Origin of the sequence: Campylobacter concisus (assembly GCF_003048615.2) — a bacterium.
GTDB lineage: Bacteria > Campylobacterota > Campylobacteria > Campylobacterales > Campylobacteraceae > Campylobacter_A > Campylobacter_A concisus_C.
Map to the genome: position 1 here is coordinate 451912 of NZ_CP049263.1, position 18081 is coordinate 469992.

At 38.3% G+C, this 18081-nt stretch carries 22 protein-coding genes; 15 read left to right on the forward strand and 7 right to left on the reverse strand.

The features are described 5' to 3' along the window. Positions 1 to 9 precede the first annotated feature (9 nt). From atpC to CVS89_RS02415, 14 genes are all read left to right on the forward strand, one after another. A complete protein-coding gene (atpC, locus tag CVS89_RS02350; RefSeq protein WP_002939398.1) occupies positions 10 to 399 on the forward strand; it encodes an ATP synthase F1 subunit epsilon in 390 nt (129 codons plus the stop codon). After that, positions 400 to 984, forward strand: coding sequence for a MotA/TolQ/ExbB proton channel family protein (locus tag CVS89_RS02355; protein ID WP_009294341.1), 585 nt, complete (start codon positions 400 to 402; stop codon positions 982 to 984). Beyond that, positions 985 to 1383 carry a biopolymer transporter ExbD gene (locus CVS89_RS02360; protein ID WP_002939405.1) on the forward strand — a complete coding sequence of 133 codons (399 nt, stop codon included), beginning with the start codon at positions 985 to 987 and terminating at the stop codon, positions 1381 to 1383. Position 1384: 1 nt separating this feature from the next. After that, positions 1385 to 2341 carry a TonB C-terminal domain-containing protein gene (locus tag CVS89_RS02365; RefSeq protein WP_103605467.1) on the forward strand — a complete coding sequence of 319 codons (957 nt, stop codon included), beginning with the start codon at positions 1385 to 1387 and terminating at the stop codon, positions 2339 to 2341. Between the two features lie 15 nt (positions 2342 to 2356). Continuing rightward, the gene (tolB, locus tag CVS89_RS02370; protein WP_103605468.1) at positions 2357 to 3613 is read left to right on the forward strand and encodes a Tol-Pal system protein TolB; all 1257 of its coding nucleotides are present in this window, start codon (positions 2357 to 2359) and stop codon (positions 3611 to 3613) included. 53 nt (positions 3614 to 3666) lie between these two features. Further along, complete coding sequence (locus CVS89_RS02375) at positions 3667 to 4173, forward strand: OmpA family protein (RefSeq protein ID WP_002939415.1); 507 nt, start codon at positions 3667 to 3669, stop codon at positions 4171 to 4173. 21 nt (positions 4174 to 4194) lie between these two features. After that, positions 4195 to 5037, forward strand: coding sequence for a tetratricopeptide repeat protein (locus tag CVS89_RS02380; protein ID WP_002939416.1), 843 nt, complete (start codon positions 4195 to 4197; stop codon positions 5035 to 5037). Between the two features lie 55 nt (positions 5038 to 5092). Beyond that, positions 5093 to 5677, forward strand: a complete 585-nt coding sequence (locus CVS89_RS02385) for an FKBP-type peptidyl-prolyl cis-trans isomerase (protein WP_232524017.1) — start codon at positions 5093 to 5095, stop codon at positions 5675 to 5677. A 9-nt stretch (positions 5678 to 5686) separates the two neighbouring features. Beyond that, positions 5687 to 6616 (forward strand): ACP S-malonyltransferase, encoded by a 930-nt coding sequence (fabD, locus tag CVS89_RS02390; protein WP_107848504.1) that lies wholly within the window; start codon positions 5687 to 5689, stop codon positions 6614 to 6616. Further along, complete coding sequence (locus tag CVS89_RS02395; protein WP_107848503.1) at positions 6613 to 7296, forward strand: 5'-methylthioadenosine/adenosylhomocysteine nucleosidase; 684 nt, start codon at positions 6613 to 6615, stop codon at positions 7294 to 7296. Before fabD ends, CVS89_RS02395 begins: the two co-directional genes overlap by 4 nt. Then, on the forward strand, positions 7293 to 8051 hold the full coding sequence (locus CVS89_RS02400) for a tRNA 2-thiocytidine biosynthesis TtcA family protein (protein WP_002939418.1): 759 nt from the start codon (positions 7293 to 7295) through the stop codon (positions 8049 to 8051). Before CVS89_RS02395 ends, CVS89_RS02400 begins: the two co-directional genes overlap by 4 nt. A 135-nt stretch (positions 8052 to 8186) precedes the next feature. After that, complete coding sequence (locus CVS89_RS02405; protein WP_107848502.1) at positions 8187 to 9290, forward strand: Cj0814 family flagellar-dependent secreted protein; 1104 nt, start codon at positions 8187 to 8189, stop codon at positions 9288 to 9290. A 69-nt stretch (positions 9291 to 9359) separates the two neighbouring features. Continuing rightward, a complete protein-coding gene (locus CVS89_RS02410) occupies positions 9360 to 10541 on the forward strand; it encodes a Cj0814 family flagellar-dependent secreted protein (protein ID WP_107848501.1) in 1182 nt (393 codons plus the stop codon). 11 nt (positions 10542 to 10552) lie between these two features. After that, entirely contained in the window at positions 10553 to 11353 is an 801-nt protein-coding gene (locus CVS89_RS02415) for a cell surface protein (RefSeq protein ID WP_107848500.1), read from the forward strand. A 35-nt stretch (positions 11354 to 11388) separates the two neighbouring features. Here the strand turns inward: CVS89_RS02415 and CVS89_RS02420 are convergent, their stop codons facing one another. Then, positions 11389 to 12432, reverse strand: a complete 1044-nt coding sequence (locus CVS89_RS02420) for a Cj0814 family flagellar-dependent secreted protein (RefSeq protein ID WP_107848499.1) — start codon at positions 12430 to 12432, stop codon at positions 11389 to 11391. A gap of 135 nt (positions 12433 to 12567) precedes the next feature. Here CVS89_RS02420 and CVS89_RS02425 point away from each other — a divergent pair, with 135 nt between their 5' ends. Continuing rightward, the gene (locus tag CVS89_RS02425) at positions 12568 to 13728 is read left to right on the forward strand and encodes a Cj0814 family flagellar-dependent secreted protein (protein ID WP_196376818.1); all 1161 of its coding nucleotides are present in this window, start codon (positions 12568 to 12570) and stop codon (positions 13726 to 13728) included. Here the strand turns inward: CVS89_RS02425 and recO are convergent. From recO to accD, 6 genes are read right to left on the reverse strand one after another with little or no spacing between them, the layout of a single operon-like run. Further along, on the reverse strand, positions 13711 to 14325 hold the full coding sequence (gene recO / locus CVS89_RS02430; protein WP_021087592.1) for a recombination protein RecO: 615 nt from the start codon (positions 14323 to 14325) through the stop codon (positions 13711 to 13713). The two genes, CVS89_RS02425 and recO, sit on opposite strands and share 18 nt — an antisense overlap. Continuing rightward, a complete protein-coding gene (locus tag CVS89_RS02435) occupies positions 14326 to 15249 on the reverse strand; it encodes a tRNA dihydrouridine synthase (RefSeq protein WP_107848302.1) in 924 nt (307 codons plus the stop codon). Beyond that, positions 15246 to 16244 (reverse strand): uroporphyrinogen III synthase HEM4, encoded by a 999-nt coding sequence (locus CVS89_RS02440; RefSeq protein ID WP_107848303.1) that lies wholly within the window; start codon positions 16242 to 16244, stop codon positions 15246 to 15248. Before CVS89_RS02440 ends, CVS89_RS02435 begins: the two co-directional genes overlap by 4 nt. Positions 16245 to 16253: 9 nt before the next feature. Beyond that, positions 16254 to 16610, reverse strand: coding sequence for an RNA polymerase-binding protein DksA (gene dksA / locus CVS89_RS02445; RefSeq protein WP_103597315.1), 357 nt, complete (start codon positions 16608 to 16610; stop codon positions 16254 to 16256). An 11-nt stretch (positions 16611 to 16621) separates the two neighbouring features. Beyond that, positions 16622 to 17077 (reverse strand): 23S rRNA (pseudouridine(1915)-N(3))-methyltransferase RlmH, encoded by a 456-nt coding sequence (locus CVS89_RS02450; RefSeq protein WP_009294328.1) that lies wholly within the window; start codon positions 17075 to 17077, stop codon positions 16622 to 16624. A 2-nt stretch (positions 17078 to 17079) separates the two neighbouring features. Then, on the reverse strand, positions 17080 to 17997 hold the full coding sequence (gene accD, locus CVS89_RS02455; protein WP_107848353.1) for an acetyl-CoA carboxylase, carboxyltransferase subunit beta: 918 nt from the start codon (positions 17995 to 17997) through the stop codon (positions 17080 to 17082). Positions 17998 to 18081 lie beyond the last annotated feature (84 nt).

The following is an 18081-nucleotide window of genomic DNA, read 5'->3' on the forward strand; positions in this document are numbered from 1 at the left end:
GGAAGCGTAATGGATAAATTACATTTAGAGATCGTAACTCCTCAAGGTCAGATATTTAATGATGACGTGAGTAGTGTAGTGCTTCCAGGTAGCGAGGGTGAGTTTGGTGTTTTGCCAAACCACGCCTCATTAATATCTCTTTTAAAAGCAGGTATTATAGATATAGAAGATAAGCATAAAAAGCATGATGTAGTTGCTATTAACTGGGGCTATGCAAAGATCGATGAGGGCAAAGTAGTTATACTAGCTGACGGTGCGGTCTATGTCTCTGGCAATAGTGAAAGCGAGCTTGCAAATTCATTAGAAGCTGCTAGAAATTTGATAGAGAGTATGAGCAGTGATACAAATGCTTTTGCAGCAACTATATCAAAAATGGAAAATGTAGTGAGAGCAAGATAAGTGGGCGGAATAGATATATTTTTAAATTACATTCAAAGAAGTAGTTTTATTACAATTATAGTTTTAACTTGGTTGTCAATATATTTTATAGTTAGTTTTACAATTCTTTTTTCAAGAATGGCTGGTATAGGGGCTTGGCAAAAACGCGAACAAAATGCGCTTGAAGCATTACTTATGGGCGCTAAAAATATACCAAACGACTCATCTTTAAAGAAATGCGCAAGTGGTAGAATTTCGAAAGAAAAGCTAAATGTTTGCATAAGCATTGCCGAAAAAAATGCTACAAGTGGGCTTACATGGCTTAGTGTAATAGCTTCTACTTCTCCATTTATCGGTCTTTTTGGAACAGTCGTATCTATCTTGGAGACATTTTCACAGCTAGGAAATGGTGCAGGCTCATCTCTTGGAGTTATAGCCCCAGCTATCTCTGAAGCACTTGTTGCGACAGGTTGTGGAATTTTTGTTGCCATCCCAGCATATACATTTAACTTGCTTATAAAAAGAAAAGCTTATGAACTAATGAGCGTTATCGAGCGTCAAGCTGACGTTATGATAGCACTTAAAAAAGATGACGAGACGTTATAGATGGCTCTTAAATTTGACGACGAAACACCAGAGTTAAACATAACGCCTCTTGTTGATATCATGCTTGTTTTGTTGGCTATTTTAATGGTTACAATGCCAACTATAACATATCAAGAAGATATAACATTGCCAGATGGCTCAAAGGCAAAAACATCTACGTCTAAACAAAAAGATCTTATAGTGTCTATAAATGCACAAGGACAAGTTAGAATAGATCAAAGTACAATGAGCCTTGCTGAACTCCCAGATAACATTGCACTAATGAGTGCAAAATATGACAAAACCTCGCCTATATATATAAAGGCTGATAAAAATTTAAAATACGATGATGTTATGTTTGTATTAAAGACTTTAAAAGGTGCTGGTTTTAATAAAGTAGCTTTAGAGACAAACGGTTAAGATGCCTAATAAAGTTAAATTTCCAACGCTTAGTTCGTTTTTTGTAGCGTTTTGCATTTACATTATCATTGTGCTTGCTTTGTTTATAAAGCTTACTTTTTTTAGCGAACCTCCTAAAAAATATACTGATGACAAAGATGCTATTATGGATGTAGTTATGGTTGATAGAGAAGTTGATCAAACCATAAAAGCGCCAAAACAAGCAAAAGAGGTCGTAAAAGAGACAAAACCAGAGCCAAAAAAAGAGTCAGAAGAAGATAAACAAGAGACTACAAATAAACCTGTTGTGCCAGATGAGCCATTACCAACCCCAAGCTTGCCAACTCCTCCAAAAGAAGAGCCAAAGCCTGAGCCTAAAAAACCAGAACCAAAGCCTGAAATCCCAAAACCTAGTGAAGAGCCTAAAGAGGATGTTAAGCCAGAGCCAAAACCTGAGCCTAAACCTACGCCAAAGCCAGTTGAAAAGCCAAAACCAAAAGAGCCAAATATAAAAGATCTTTTTAGTGATATTGACTCAACTAAACTTAAAAAAGATGATGGTATAAAAAAGGTGGAAAATAAGGTACAAAGCCGCAAAAAAAGCGAGGCTTCTAGCTCAAAAGCTGCAAAAGAGGCTAGTGATATTATAAAAAGCCTAAAGATCGATCAAAATCCAACCGCACCAAAATCGCAAACTACTGGTACATATGATCCTTTTAAAGGTGCAATAACAAAACAAATAGAAAGAAGATGGCTAAGTTATAAAGCTGATTCTGATAATATAGCCAAAATTAAAATTATGATAGATCAAAGTGGAAATTTTAGCTATGAAATTTTAGAGCTATCGTACAATGAAGAATTTAATGCAAAGGTAAAAGAGTGCCTAGAAAAGCTTACAATGGAGAAATTTCCTTTCAATCCAGACAAAAGCACTACTTTTGATTTAAATTTAAAAGATAAAATAGATCAAAGATTATAAATTTACGGAGTAGAGATGAAGAAAATTTTTCTTTTTTTATGCGTTGCTCTAGGGCTTTATGCTGCTGATGCGACCATATCTGTTGTAAACCAAGGTGTTGCTTTGCCAAAGATAGCTTTGCAAGATGCAACTACGGCTGTTAGTGATATGAATTTTAAAGATAAATTCTTTAAAATCATGCTAGGTGACTTAAAAGTTAGCTCAGACTTTGAGGTTATCGAAGATCACGTGCCTTCAACCTACGAGGGAACAGCAGCTACAAATACAATGAGCGACAAAGGTGTTGAGCTTATCTTTAGATATGCTCTTGAAGGTTCTATGGGCTCACCTCTTACTTTAAGAGTAAAACTCATCGACGCAAAGACTGCAACTACAAGGTATGAGAGAGTTTATAACATGCCTGATGGTGCAAAGTATCCGTTTTTGGCACACAAAAGTATAGTTGAGCTAACAAATGAGCTAAATTTACCACCAGTTGGCTGGATGGAGAAATTTATCATCCTAGCAAAATACACTTCAGCTCGCCAAAGCTCTATTATAGTGGCTGATTACACACTTACATATCAAAAGACAATCGTAAGTGGCGGCCTAAATATCTTCCCTAAATGGGCAGGCGCTGATCAGAGTAAATTTTACTACACATCTTATGTAAATAACAGACCAACTTTGTTTAGATATGATCTAAATTCAGGCACTAAAACAAAGATAATAGATAGTATGGGTATGCTTATAGCATCTGATGTTAGCAAAGATGGAAGTAAAATTCTATTAACTATGGCTCCAAAAGATCAACCAGATATTTTCATCTATAATACAGGTAGCAAAAAATTAACTCAGATCACAAACTATCCAGGCATTGATGTAAATGGAAATTTCGTAGATAATGACAGCAGAATAGTTTTTGTCTCAGATAGACTTGGATATCCAAACATCTTTGCAACACCTGCAACTTCAGGCGGAAGTGTTGAGCAAATGGTATTTCATGGCAAAAATAATAACTCAGTAAGCACTTTTGAAAACTATGTAGTTTATTCAAGTAGAGAGGCTAGTGGTGGCTTTAATATCTATCTAATCTCAACTCAAACAGATTTTATCCGTCAGCTTACAGCAAATGGTAAAAATAACTATCCAAGATTTTCAAGTGACGGTCAAAGTGTTGTATTTATCAAAGAACTTGGCGGTCAAAGCTCGCTTGGCGTTGTTAGATTAAATGAAAACAGAAGTTTCCAATTTCCACTAAAAGTAGGTAAAATTCAATCTATTGATTGGTAATATTTAAAAAAAATATGTTATAATTCGACCAAATTTTTCAAAAAGGATAAGGAATGAAAAAAGTAGTTCTAGCAAGTGTTGCAGTTGCAACTTTATTGTTGAGCGGTTGTAGCTCTAAAAACCCTGAAGTTGATATGAATGCAAATTCAAATCAATCTGCAGATAACTCAGGTAGCATGAGTGATGCTGATAGATTAGCAGCTCTTATCGCTAACATCGAGAGCCAAGTTAAAAGCGTATACTTTGACTTTGATAAATTCAATATCAAAGCTGACCAACAAGGTGTTGTTAGCTCAAATGCATCAGTATTCAACCAAGCTGACGCTCAAGCTCTTTCTATAAAAGTAGAAGGTAACTGCGACGAGTGGGGTACAGATGAGTATAACTATGCTCTTGGTCTAAAACGTGCTAAAAGTGCTAAAGACGCTCTTGTAAGAAATGGCGTTAGCGCTGATAGAATCGCTGTAGTAAGCTTTGGCGAAAGCAACCCAGTTTGTACAGACAAAACAAAAGCTTGCGACGCTCAAAACAGACGTGCAGATTTCAAAGTACTTCCTTAATCTGTAAGTAATTAAGTAATAATGAATAAAAAAATAATCATTGCGGCTCTTCTTGGAGCCGCTTTCTCTATAGGTTCAGCTCAAGAAGTTTCGGCATTTGACGCAGGTAATATGGATAGCGCAAATCCATATGGACTAACAGATGATGAAAAGGCAACTCTAAGCAATAAAAGAAGTGTTCAAAATATTGAAGAAAACATGGATAATGTTTCAGAACAACTTCAAGGTTTGCAAAGCTTGATCGAGAGCATGAGTGCTAGGATGAACAAGCTTGAGCAAAGAATGAACGATATCGAAACCAAAGTCAATGGTGGTATAAGCGATTCTGGTGTAAGTTTGACATCATTAAAAGCTTATGTTGATGAGACTAGAGATATACAAGATAAAAACTATAAAAATATTACTGCTGCCTTAAATAAATTAGGCGCGATAATGGATAAGAACGCTGCTCAACCAAAGCAAAATGCAAATCCAAAACAACAAAATAAGCCAACTTCAAATTTTAGTGGCAAAAGCGACAAGGACATTTTAGCTGATGGCATTAAGCTTTTAAATTCTGGCAATAGCACAGAAGCAGCTGAGTATTTTGAATATTTAAACAAAAAAGGCTATAAAACTGGTGCTTCAAATTATTATCTAGGTGAAGTTGCTTATAGTCAAAAATCATACAGTACAGCCATACAATACTATAAAAAAAGTATACAAAGTGAAGATAAGGCTGACTACACTCCAAAACTTTTGTATCACACAGCTATAAGCTTTGATAAGATCGGTGATACTCAAAGTGCAAATAGGTTTTATAAGGCTTTAAAAGTAGGCTATCCAGATAGCAAAGAAGCCAAAGCCGCTCCTAACAGAAACTAAAATTTACTCTTTTTTAGATATAATCTCACATTAATCAAAACTAAATTCCAAGGAGATTATTGTGAGTAAAGATCAAGTTATAACAATGTTTTATGAGCTAAAAGACGCTAATACTGGCGAAATTTTAGAGTCAAATATGCAAGAAGGTGGTCAAATTTCTTTTATTACGAGACATGGTCACATTATAGAAAAGCTTGAAGAAGAAGTTAGCAAACTAAAATCAGGCGACAAAGCTACTATAAACATTAAGGCTGCTGAGGGTTGTGGCGAATACAATAAAGATGCCATCCAATCACTTCCAAAAGAGCAATTTGCTGGTATAGACCTACATGAAGGCATGGAACTTTTTGGTCAAAATGAAGATGGCTCAAGCGTTCGCGTCATCGTTAAAGAGATCAAAGATGACGAAGTAACAGTTGATTTTAACCACCCATACGCTGGCAAAGACTTGCTATTTAATGTTGAAATTTTAGAAGTTAGAGACGCAACTGAAGATGAAAAAGCAACTGGCATGGTAGCAGGCGCTCACACTTGCGGTTGTGGAGGACATGATCATGATCACGAGCATGAGTGCTGCGGTGGTCACGGACATGGCGAAGGTGGTTGCGGTTGCGGTGGTCACGGACATCACCACCACTAAGAAGCCAAAATGAAAAAATTTGCTTTTATTTTTGCGGGTCAAGGCTCGCAAAGTGTTGGCATGGGGAAAGATTTTTATGAAAATTTCTCTTCGGCAAAACTTCTATTAAATGACGCTTGCAACGATACAGGCATTGATTTTGAAGAGCTTTTATTTACGCAAAACGACAAGCTAGATAAGACAGAATTTACTCAGCCTGCCATCGTTTTAAACTCGCTTATGAGCTATCTAGCTTTTAGCGAGCACATAAAAGCTAAGCCAGAGTTTAGCCTAGGTCACTCGCTAGGAGAATTTACAGCCCTTGCGGTTAGTGGCGCATTTAGCTTTGTTGAAGCGATTAGACTTGTAAATTTACGTGGTAAATTTATGCAAGAGGCTTGTGTTGGTAAAGATGCTGGCATGATGGTAGTGCTAGGTCTTAGTGACGAGGTCGTTGAGGAAATTTGCAAAAACGCACAAAATGAGGGCTTAAAAATTTACGCTGCAAACTACAACTGCGACGGACAGATAGTAGTTGCCGGCGTGAGGGCTGATCTGGCAAGCTATGAGGCAAAATTTAAAGAAGCAGGTGCAAAAAGAGCGATGCTTTTAAATATGTCAGTAGCTAGCCACTGCCCGATACTTGAGCCAGCTAGCGTTAGGCTAGCAAACGAGCTTGAGGGCGTTTTGGCTGCGAATTTTGCCCCAGTCGTTTCAAACGTAAATGCAAAAATTTATACTGATAAAAATGAAGCGCTAGTTCTTTTAAAAGAGCAGCTAACGCATCCAGTTCGCTACAAGCAAAGCATCAAAAACTACGAAAACGAGGTTGATTGCTTTATCGAGCTAGGTGCTGCGACACTAAAAGGCATAAACAAAAAGATCACGGAAAAACCGACATATAGCGTCACTGATATGGCGAGCCTTGAAGAGGTTGTGAAGATTTTGGAGGAGAGATGATAGCGATACTTGGAGCGATGCAAGAGGAGATAACGCCGATCCTTGAGATGGTTGGCGAGTATAAAACTACCGAATATGCAAATAATAAATTTTATGAGGCAAACTACAAAGGCAAAGACCTAGTCATCGCCTACTCGAAGATCGGCAAGGTAAATGCGGCGATCACTGCGACCTTGATGATAGAGAAATTTAGGGCTTCAAAGCTGCTTTTTACTGGCGTTGCAGGCTCACTTGATGAGAACTTAAAGATAGGCGATATGCTATATGCCACTAGCCTTGTGCAGCATGACCTTGACATCACGGCTTTTGGACATCCATACGGCTTTGTGCCAGGGACAAGTATCTTTGTAAAAAGCGATGAGAGCCTAAATGAGCTAGCTAAAAATGTCGCTAGCAAAAAGGGCATGAGCTTAAATTCAGGTATCATCGCAACTGGTGATCAGTTCATCTGCGACAACGAGAAAAAAGAGTGGATCAAAAAGATATTTAACGCAAGTGCTACCGAGATGGAAGGTGCGAGCGTTGCGCTAGTTTGTGAGACGCTTGGCGTGCCATTTTTCATCCTTAGAGCCATCAGCGACGGAGCTGGTAATGAGGCTGAATTTGACTTTGATAAATTCTTACAAGACTCAGCAAACGTCAGCGCTAAATTTATCCTAGAAATGGTGGAGAGCTTATGATAGAGCTTAGTAAGAGACTGCTTAGGCAAGTTGGCCAGACAAACGCTAGATATAAGATGATAGAAGGTGGAGATAAGATCTTGCTTGGCCTTAGCGGCGGCAAGGATAGCCTCGCACTCGCTCACGTGCTAAAGCACATCCAAAACGTCACACCTGAGAAATTTGAATTTAAGGCGGTAACGCTAAGCTACGGCATGGGCGAAGACTACGCATATCTTACCAAGCACTGCAACGAGCATGGTATAGAGCACGAGGTGATCGATAGCTCGATATTTGAGATATCAAAGGAGAAGATACGTAAAAATTCTAGCTTTTGCAGCTTTTTCTCGCGCATGAGAAGAGGGTATCTTTACACCTATGCGCTAAAGCACGGCTTTAACAAGCTCGCGATCGCTCACCACTTGGACGACGCAGCAGAGAGCTTTTTTATGAATTTCACCTACAATGGCGCGCTAAGGACGCTTGCTCCAAAATACAAAGCAAAAAACGGCATCGTCGTGATCAGGCCATTTATCTTTGTGCGTGAGAGACAGCTTCGCGAAAATGCGATCAAAAATGAGCTAAGAGTTGTTGGCGATGAGGCGTGTCCTGCGATGAGATTTGACGTGAAGATGCCACACGCTAGATATGAGACTAAGCAGCTTCTAGCAAATTTAGAAAAAGAAAATCCAAAGCTCTTTACATCGCTTAAAGCAGCATTTGAAAACATCCACACAGATACATTTTTTGGTATCAATGAAGGCAGTGAAGAGTAAATTTAACTCTTCATTTTGCCCTTTAAAGTTAAATTTAAAACCAAATTTCTTACAACCACCCAAAAGTCACAACTCATTTTGAAGCTGGAACGCTCCTTGATTACTAAATATAAATTTGATAAGCAAGGATGAAAAATGAGCATTTTTAGTGTTAGCACGCAAAAGTATAGCTCAGTAGCGACTGAGGCAAAAGCAAGGAAACTTCAAAAAGAGCAGTCTGAAAGTGCCAAATTTCAAAACGCTCTTGCAAATAATGAAAAAACAAAAGACATTGCACAAAATTTACAAAGACTTGAGCTTACAAAAGATACACAGCAAAGCATTTATAGCGTGAAATTTAAAGATAAAAACGAGCTTGGCTATCAAAGTGACAATGCTGGCTTTATGGACGCTAGCTTTAATAAAGCAGCCGGCTTGCCACAGGACTTTAAGCTTCACAAAAGCACGATAAAAGAATTTCTAAACTTCGCAACAAAGCAAAATAACATAAATAGCGTCCTTTACAGCAACGCAAGCGGGAAGCTTTTTGACAATGACGTCTTTGAAAATATCGACATTGCAGACACGATAGGTCAGTATTACGCTATCTTTTCTCAAGTAATGGGCAAGAGTTTAAACAAAGATAGTTTTACAGATAGCGACCTAGCAAGCCTGCCAAAAGGCTACATCTCGCAAGGTATGAAAGGCATTGATTTTAATGCAGATTTGAGCGATAGATCAAATATTGACTTTTTAAATAGTCGCAAAAACGAGGTCGTGACAAACATCTTTAGCAGCGAAGATGAAATGAAGCTCGCATCAAATTTAAGCGAAGATCTAGCAAAGCTAGGCATAAAAACGAACCTCAAAAAGCTAAATTTTGCAAATTTAGAGCAGGAAAACACTGGTGGCTTTAGCCCAGATCTCTCTTACTATAAAACGGAGTCTGGTTACAAAAAAGAGGCTTTGTTTATTAGCTTTTTAAAGTCAGAAAACCCTGCGATCCTAGAGGGCGGAGAGACTACGCTAAAGCCTGAAGTCTTGCTAAACAACGCTTTCATCGCTGCCCAGACCAAAGATCATAGAAGCAAAAGCTTGAGCGATGTAGCTACTCTTAAAAAGCTAGCAGAAGATAGAGAAAATTTTAAAAATTTAGTGCTTGAGCTACTAAAAAACAGCACCGTAAAGCCAAGCGAAGATAATATAAATTTAGCTTTTAACAAGCTAAATCAAATTTATGCTTTAGGCAGGCAAAAGTAGCTAAATTTACTAGGTAAAACTTTTTACAAAAAAGACGATATCTTTGGTATGAAGCTAAAAGGATATTAGATGATAAACGCACTTGGTAGCTACCCTTTAAATTTAGAGCAGAACATAAAGGTATCAACCAAAGTTGCCACCAACCAAACTAGCTCTCTAGTTTTAGGCTACAAGGTAGATAAAGATGGCTACTTTATAGATGAGTTTAATAAGCAAGCTGGCATTCCAAGTGATTATAAAATTCACTCAAGCACTCTGGAGTCATTAGTCAGGATAGAGACGCAGTCTGACTATATGCAAAGGACTTTTGATAGCATCGACATACTAAAAACCGTAAATAATGCCTACAAAATCCTCTCACAAGTAGTTGGCGAAGACACACTAAACTCAAAAGATAGCTTTAGCTTAGATGAGATAAGAAATTTCCCTCAAGGCTTTTCTTATAACCGCCAAAGCATGCAAGTAACCAAGATCCATAACTCCATTCATGAATTTGGCTCGGCTGCGGCTGATTTTAACGGCAAAGAGTCAAATAAGCAGATGATAAGCGCGCTTTTTTTCAACCCAAGCTTTAAAGGAGGAGACGGCAGACAGCCACTAAAGCCAACAACAGATATCTTTAACAACAACAATGGCGGCAAGGAGAGTGTGGGAAGTGGTGTATTTATGGATCCGCATGGAGAGAAATACACTAATAAAGATGGCTCAATAACTAAAGGCGGACTTATAGCAGCCGTTATAAACAACAACCTTGATGTGAGAGAGGGCGAGACAACAGCACAAGGCAAAAGAGAAGGCTATGATAAGAGCATAGATAGTAAAGAATTTAATAGAGCTTTTGAGCTGTTTGAACTTATGGGCGAGATGAAATTTGGACCTGGCTTTATAAATGCTACCGATAACGATATAGCAGGTATGCCTAAATATATGCAAGACTACATTAGATCTAAAAGAGACTTTATCTATATCGACTTAGAAAGTGGCTTTGTCAGCACTCCTGAAGATAGACGTAGGGGATATGAAGAAGACGAACTATCATTTAAAAAGATGATGGAGCATAATCTAAAAATGTTAAAGCTTCTCTTTGGCGAGATAGACAAGGACGGCAAAAAGAGCAAGGATTTTATGGATAGCTTTTTGAAATTTAGCATGCCACCTTTAAATTTAGTAAAAGAGCTAAATGAAAACCCAGCTGGAAAATACCTAGTAGATATGCTTGGCATAAAAAGAGATGTTGATATAAAGGCGTAAGGGGAGCTGAAATGATAACTAGCATAAACGGACTTAGCAACACACCGATACAAGACAACACTATCCAAAAAGAAAATGTAGCCAAAGAAGGCAAGCAAGATAAAAGCGTCATCGAAGAAAAATTTGATTACTCAAAGTATATGTTTAGACCCTGGACTGATAATGTAAAAGAATTTATTGATATAGACCAAAGTAAAGAGGGCTGGATAACAGATACTATAAATCGAATAGATAGTATGCTGTCTGATTACCCCATGAAAGAAAGAAGAGCTTTAGCATCAAAATATCCTCCAGAAACTATGGAAGAATTTAGAGTTGGAGAGCTACAAAGCTATATGGATTGGCTACTTACCAACTCTGTTGATGGCAAGCCAACAATAATTGGCTTTATGATTGGTCTTGGCACAGCAGAAGAGGAGGCAGAACTAGAAGCCTTTGTAAAATCATTTCCAGAAGGCACTATGATGAGCAATGATGGTGCTGCTTTGTTTGTTAGAGCTGATCTAAGCATAGAAGAGTTTAAGAAGCTTTATAGAGAAGATGTAGAAAAAACTACAAAAGAGCATAAAGAATTTCTAGCCAAACTACACAAAGAAGAACAAGAATACAATGCAAATTTCGCCAAAGAGCAAAATGAGAAGAAATTTAAACCTATGCAGGTTAAGAAAAAGTATGAGACCTATGATATAAATAAGGATCAGAAATTTCTCTATGCAAGAGAGCTTTTAAATTTCAAAGAAAAAAGAGGCATAGATGTCTTAGAACTTATGCAAAAGATAGACAAGAAGCAAATTTTAAATAAGATGGTTTGATGGATTAAAGACAGCCACCTTTTAAATTTATCTATTTAGATTTTTGTCTCATTTTGAAGCTTTGTGGCATGAGCTAGCACACTATCTACTATCTCGCCAGCACTTTTGCCATCTTTTGAAGTGAGCAAATTTCTTTTTAGTAGCTCTTCTAATATGAATTTAATCATCTTCTCATTTTTCAAAAGCCTTGAGAGAGGCACTATATCATCAGCCAAGCTTTGCTCATTCATTAGCTTTGAGTAAGAGCTTGCTTCCGCACTAAGCTTCGTCTCACCACTATCACTAGCGATAGGGCTAAAACTCTTTAAAAATCCCACAAACACACCAGCATTGCTATAAGTATCATCTGCTTGATATACAGACATGTCAGGGTTAAATGTATATTCGTCACTGGCTCTTGCATCAAGATGCTCTTTGCTAAAATTTAGCTCATAGACCTCGTGGCTTACTCCAAAGCCTCTAAGCTCATCTCTAACGCTCTTTGCATCATTAACTTGATCAAATGTTTTATATATATTTGTAACGGATATTAGGCTCACATCTTTTAAGAAATTTGCATTTTTACCAAAGGTTTTTTGGTTGGTATCCAAGCTAAAGCCTTTTGGTAAATTTGCTAGATCAGCTTCGCCATATCTATCTTTCTCATCCCCTACAATGCTTTTAAAAAGTTTATAGTAGTGCTTTGTAGTATCAGCTACGTCTATCTTTTCAAAGGCAGCCTTGCTTCTATCTTGTGTGAAGAGATATGTTTTGTTGTTGTATCTAACTATCTCATCAAGCGTGCTTTTGTGGATTTTAAAGTCCTGCGGCAAGCCTGCTGCTTTGTTAAAATCAGCTCCCATAAAGCCAGCTTTATCCACTGTGTAGCCATAAGCTTGAAGATCATTAAAATTTAAAGAGACGAGGCTGTTTTGTGAAGAAGTAGTATAAGTAAATTTAGCTGGCTCTTGGCTTGGCTCGCTAATCTTTTCTTTGGCATTTTGCTTCAAAATATCACTAAAATTTGCAGATCTATCTTGCTTGTGTTGTTGCTTGGTGTATGAATTTACATTTGTGCCTAAGATACTAATATCATTCATGGTTTGACCTCCTAGCTTCTTTTATAGTTTAAAGCAAAAGGTGTTCCAGTGATATGATTTGCAAAAGATAGATAAGAAGAAAATTTACGGCACAACTTTTGCTTACTCTTTGAAGCTAAATTCAAGGAGTAAGCTATGAAAGTCTCTTATAACTCCATCTTAACAAAACAGCACTACCAAAAACATACAAAAAGCGAAGGCTTTGCAAATTTCTTGCCTAACACTCCAAATATAAATTCGATCAGCCAAGTCACTATTCCTAAGAATGATTTTGTTTCATCTAGCAGTATCGACTCTCTTTATCAGGCTAAATTTACTTCACAAGAGGGTTATGGATATAGTGTAGATGCTAAAGGATTTATGGGAGCTGACTTTAACAAAGCTGCAGGCTTGCCACAGGACTTTAAAATCCACAAAAGCACGCTTGATGCGATAGTGCTACACAATCAAAAACACCCAAATAGTATAAATTTTTCAATGGAAACAAAAAAAGATAACCAACTCTTTGGAGAGGATAGCTTTGCAAATATCGATCTAGCAGACACAATAAAGCAATACTATAAAATTTTTGATCAAATTTCAGCTGGAGTTATTAGTAAGGGTAAAGAATTTTACTCAAATGAAGATCTGGCAAAGATGCCAAAGGGCTACTTTTCAAAAGATAAAAAAATGGATCATTTTGAATATCTAATGGGTAGGATGACTAGCGATGAGCTAGATGGACTAACTGATAGGAGCAATGAGAAGGTAACTCATATCTTTAGGACAGCCCAAGACGCAGAAGATGCACATAAGTTATGGGATGATCTAAGCGATATAAATGTAGAAGTCAATGGAAATTTCCTTGACTTCTCTCCAGAAGTGATGACAACTGAGCATACTATCCCTTATATGTGGGTTAGTAGTGCTGGATATGACTTCAAGCCTGATATGTCTGTATATGACAATGAACAAGGCTATACTAAGGAGCAAATCTTTGTTGCATTTTTAAAAAACGAGCAAGGTCTTGTGTTACAAGGTGGCACAACAAGGATAACTGACGAGGCTCGCAATGTATATAGAGACACGCTTATACTTACAAAGCAAGATAGGAGTGAGATAGGCATACCAAAGGCTTATTATGATGAGATACTATCTGGTAAGAAAGATCTAAAAGATATACTAGCTAGGATTTTAAAGCTTAGAAATTTAGAGCTTAAAAAGGATCACACGCTTGAGGGGCTAGCAAGTAAGATAATGGATGTTTTAAAAGAATTTGATGAGAGGACAAAGGTAAGCCTAAAGCCCATCAAGTAAAATTTTATAAAGGCGGTTTATCTCATCGTCATTTAGCTCGATCGTGCTTTTTGTATCAAACAAATTTTTGATCTTGCTAGCGTCAAATTCGCTCCTGTCAAGGCAGTGCTTGTGAGAGGGCAAAAAGCCACGAGTTAAACAAAGCTCACTCTCTATCTCCTCGTCGCAGATAAAGCACTCAAGCTCGCTGTGAAGCCTGCCTTCATACTCTAAAATTTTGACGTAACTTTCGATGATAAGGCGCTTTGGATTTTGCAGCTGCATCTGTTTGGCACAGCGATCAAGCTCGTTAAAGTAAATTTCATCGAGCTGCTCGACCTCTTTTAAATGATCATAAAGTAGGCGCATGAACTGCTGCCAAATGATGAGTTTGTCGCGCTCTAGCAGCCATTTAAAGCCAAGGTGGAGTATGCTTCTAAGCTTTGGTAGAAATTTCGCCTCTTGCTCGAGCTCAAAGTCGATCTTGTAGCCAGTCATGATGTTTGAGTGGCGAGCGCCAAAAAATCTATACGATTTTACGAGCAAATTTGGCGTTAGCACAAAGACTAAAAGGTCCTCGTCTCTGACCTTTTGCACGCGCAGGATGTAGCCTTGCATCTAGGCAAAAAACTCCTTTATGCGCTCTCTCATCGCTGCCACGTCTTTGATGAAATTTACATCGTTTCTAAAGGTTGTTGCGCCGTCTATGCCCTTGCTGTATTGGTGGAGGTGCTTTCTAAATATGCAAAGTCCGTGCTCGCCGTAGTGCTCGATCATCGCATCAAAGTGAGCTAGTATGATCTTTTGCTTTAGCGCCTTATCCACGCTAGTTTTGGTCTTTATCTCGTGAAATATCCAAGGGTTGCCGATGCTTGCTCTGCCGATCATTAGGGCGTCGCATTTTGTGAGATTTAAAATTTCATCTGCATTTTGCGCGTTTATGTCGCCATTTGCAACGACTGGGATTTTCACGCTCGCCTTTACTCTAGCGATCGCTTCGTAATCAACCTTTGCAGTGTATCCGCCAGCTCTGGTGCGACCATGCACTGCGATGTAGTCTGCGCCAGCTTCTTCGCAGGCCTTTGCGATTTTCTCTTCATTTTTGTCGTTAAAGCCAAGTCTAAATTTAACGCTTAGGCTCTCTTTGTTTGAGACGCTTTTTATGGCTGAGATGATGCTTTGAAGTTTGTCAAGATCGTTTAACAAAGCCGATCCTGCGCCTTGTCTAACGACCTTTGGCACAGGGCAGCCGCAGTTTAGATCGAGCCCATAAATTCCATCAAATTTATTGACTATCTGCACGGCTTTTTTTAGATTTTCTATATCGCTACCAGCTATCTGGACGACGTAGGGCTCTTCATTTGGGGATTTTTTAAGCATTTCAAGGGTTTTGTCACTGCTCTCATAGACCAAGGCATTTGCGCTGATCATCTCGCTAACAGTAACGTCGCAGCCAAATTTCTTGACGACACTTCGTAACGGCAGGTCGGAAAAGCCAGCAAGTGGCGCTAAGAAAAGTGGCTTTTTACTAAAGTCTATCATTTAAAAAATAGCGAGCTAGGCACCATTTTGCCGTTATCTCGTAAAAATAGTAAAACCTTTATCTCTTTAAACTCATCAGGGTCGCTACCCTCGATAGCCTCTCTTACTTTATCAAGCATCTGAAGCTCAAATAGCGCATATACGTAGGCCTCATCAGCGTCAGCATGGATGCTTTTTAGCTTCTCAAAAATGCCGATAAACGCATCTGGTTTTAGCTTGTTTTTAAGCATTATGGCTGCTTTGTCGTATTGTGCTTTTGTCACTTTTGCGTTGTTTAGAAGACCAAAAATTTCATCGCTACTTAGGTCGATCTCATCATTTACGAAACGCGTGATAATGGTCATTATATCTTCGCTTGCTAGCTCTGGATCGATTTTTTTGATCTCACTAAATGAAGCTGTTTTTATGAGCTTGTTAAAGGCTGCCTTTTTAAGGCTCTCGTTTTGTTCTTGGTTTTTAAGCACGTCAAGATAGTAAGTAGGCAGCTGCTCGATCTTGTTTAGCTCGTTTAGGATGTTTAGCTTGCTATCTTTTGCTAGCCTAAATTTCTTTAGATCGACGATCTCTTTGTTTTTTATGCTTTTTATGGTTTGTAAGATGTTGTTTATCTCGCCGTCATCAACGCCAACATCTTTAAGCTCGCCTACCGGTGAGATAGAGCGAGTGAGCTGTGAGGCGATCTTGTAAGTATCAGTTTTAAAGTCTTTGTTGCTCTCAAAGCCAAGAAGCGTCTCTTTTGCAAGGTCTTTGTAGAGATGGCTATCTTTTTTTATCCATTTTTTATATCTATAAAAGGCGTATCCGTGATATGCGATGTGAAGTAGGGCAAGAAGCGCCAAAAGAGCTACTGGAAGTGCCACCCAGACAGCTACTGGCAAGGTTATGGCTTGACCTAAGAGCTCAAAGGTGAAGTCTGAACTATTAAGAGAATAGGTAAGTCCTGCAACAACTGCTGTGTAGATGATGCAGTAGACGAGAAATTTTCTGGTTTTCATATTTTCTCCTTAGTTTTTTGCTGTTTTTTCTATTATCTCACGACAAGCTATACAGTATTTTGCATGCGGTTTTACTTTTAGGCGAGGGATGCCGATCTCCTCTTCGCACATGTCACAAATTCCATAAGTCTTGTTTGCTATCTTCTCAAGCGCCTCGTCGATCTCGTGAAGCTCGGCTCTTTGCTGGGTTGATATAGACTGCTCTATAAGCTGGTCGGTATTTACTGAAGCGATGTCAAATTCATCGCTTACTCCACTATCTCTTAGACCGCTTACTTCAACTGATGAGTCATAAATATTTTTTTTGATTTGTAGCTTTCTATCTTCAAGTAGTTTTTTGAAAAAATTTAGCTCGTTTTGAGTCATTTTATATTCCTTTATTTGTGATATGGGTGGTTTGCATTGATACAAAGCCCTCTAAAAATTTGCTCAAAAAGTACGAGCTTGGCGACTTTGTGCGCCATAGTCATCTTGCTTAAGCTTACGACTTTTTGTGCCTTGTTTTTTAAATTTTGGCTAAGCCCATAAGCTCCACCTATGAAAAAATTGATCTGTGAATTTGAGTTTAAAATTTGAGCAAATTCTTGGCTGTCAAGCTGTGAGCCATTTTCATCAAGCATCACGCAAAAGCCTTTTAAATTTGGCTCGTAAATTTCATCATAAGCTCTTAGTGCATCGCTTCTGCCACTGCTTTGAGCCTTTGCTATCTTTTCATTAAATATTATTTTGTCGTTTATCTTGGCAAATTTTGCACTCATTTTTATATATTCTTGTATCTCGTTTTCAAAGTTGTCACGCGATGATTTTTGAATGCTAAAAACCGAAATTTCCAAACTTACCCTTTGGTTTTTAGCTTTAGCTCAAAGCCAGCTTCGTTTCTAGTCGTCACTTCGCTTTTAGAGATCATAGCTTTGTTATTTGTAAGAAATTTAACCATATCGCTTATATATTTTTTGTGCTCGCTTCTTGGCACGATGTCATCTATAAGACCATGTTCAAGCAAAAATTCAGCCCTTTGAAAGCCCTCTGGAAGATCAGCACCTATGGTTTGTTTAATAACCCTTTGCCCTGCAAAACCTATTAGCGCACCAGGTTCGGCGATTATTAGATCTCCAAGCCATGCAAATGATGCACTAACGCCACCCATCGTAGGATCTGTAAGGATAGAAATATATGGGAGCTTTGCTTCATCAAGAAGTTTTAGGGCTGCTGAGGTCTTTGACATCTGCATCAAAGAAAATGTGCTCTCTTGCATTCTAGCGCCGCCAGATGCGCTTACGATGATTAAGGCTTGGCGTTTTTCGATCGCGCGTTTTATCGCTCTTACGATCTTTTCGCCCTCGACCGAAGCTAGTGAGCCGCCCATAAAGCCAAAGTCAAAAACAACTAGCTGGATCTCTTGTCCGTTGCATTTGCCTTCGCCACATATCACTGAGCTTGTGCGTCCTGTTTTTTCTTTATTTTCTGTGATTCTTTTTTTGTATGATTTTTTATCGACAAAATTTAAAGGATCTACTGGTTTTAAATTTGCGTCAAATTCTATAAAGCTACCTTCATCGCAGATCAAATTTATGCGATCATCAGCTTTTAATCTCATGTGGTAGCCGCATTTTGGGCATACATTAAAACAAGCTTCAACTTCTTTGTAATACATCAGTGAGTGACAGTTGTCGCATTTTACCCAGTGTGTAGGTGCTTCTTCTGGACGAGGTTGAGCTTTTCTTATCTTTGAAAAAATGTCTGAGAAATTCATCTTTTTACCCACTTATATTAAAAATTGTGGGATTATATCTAATGTTAGCCTTGCTTTTTCTTATATGACTTAAAGTTTGTTTGT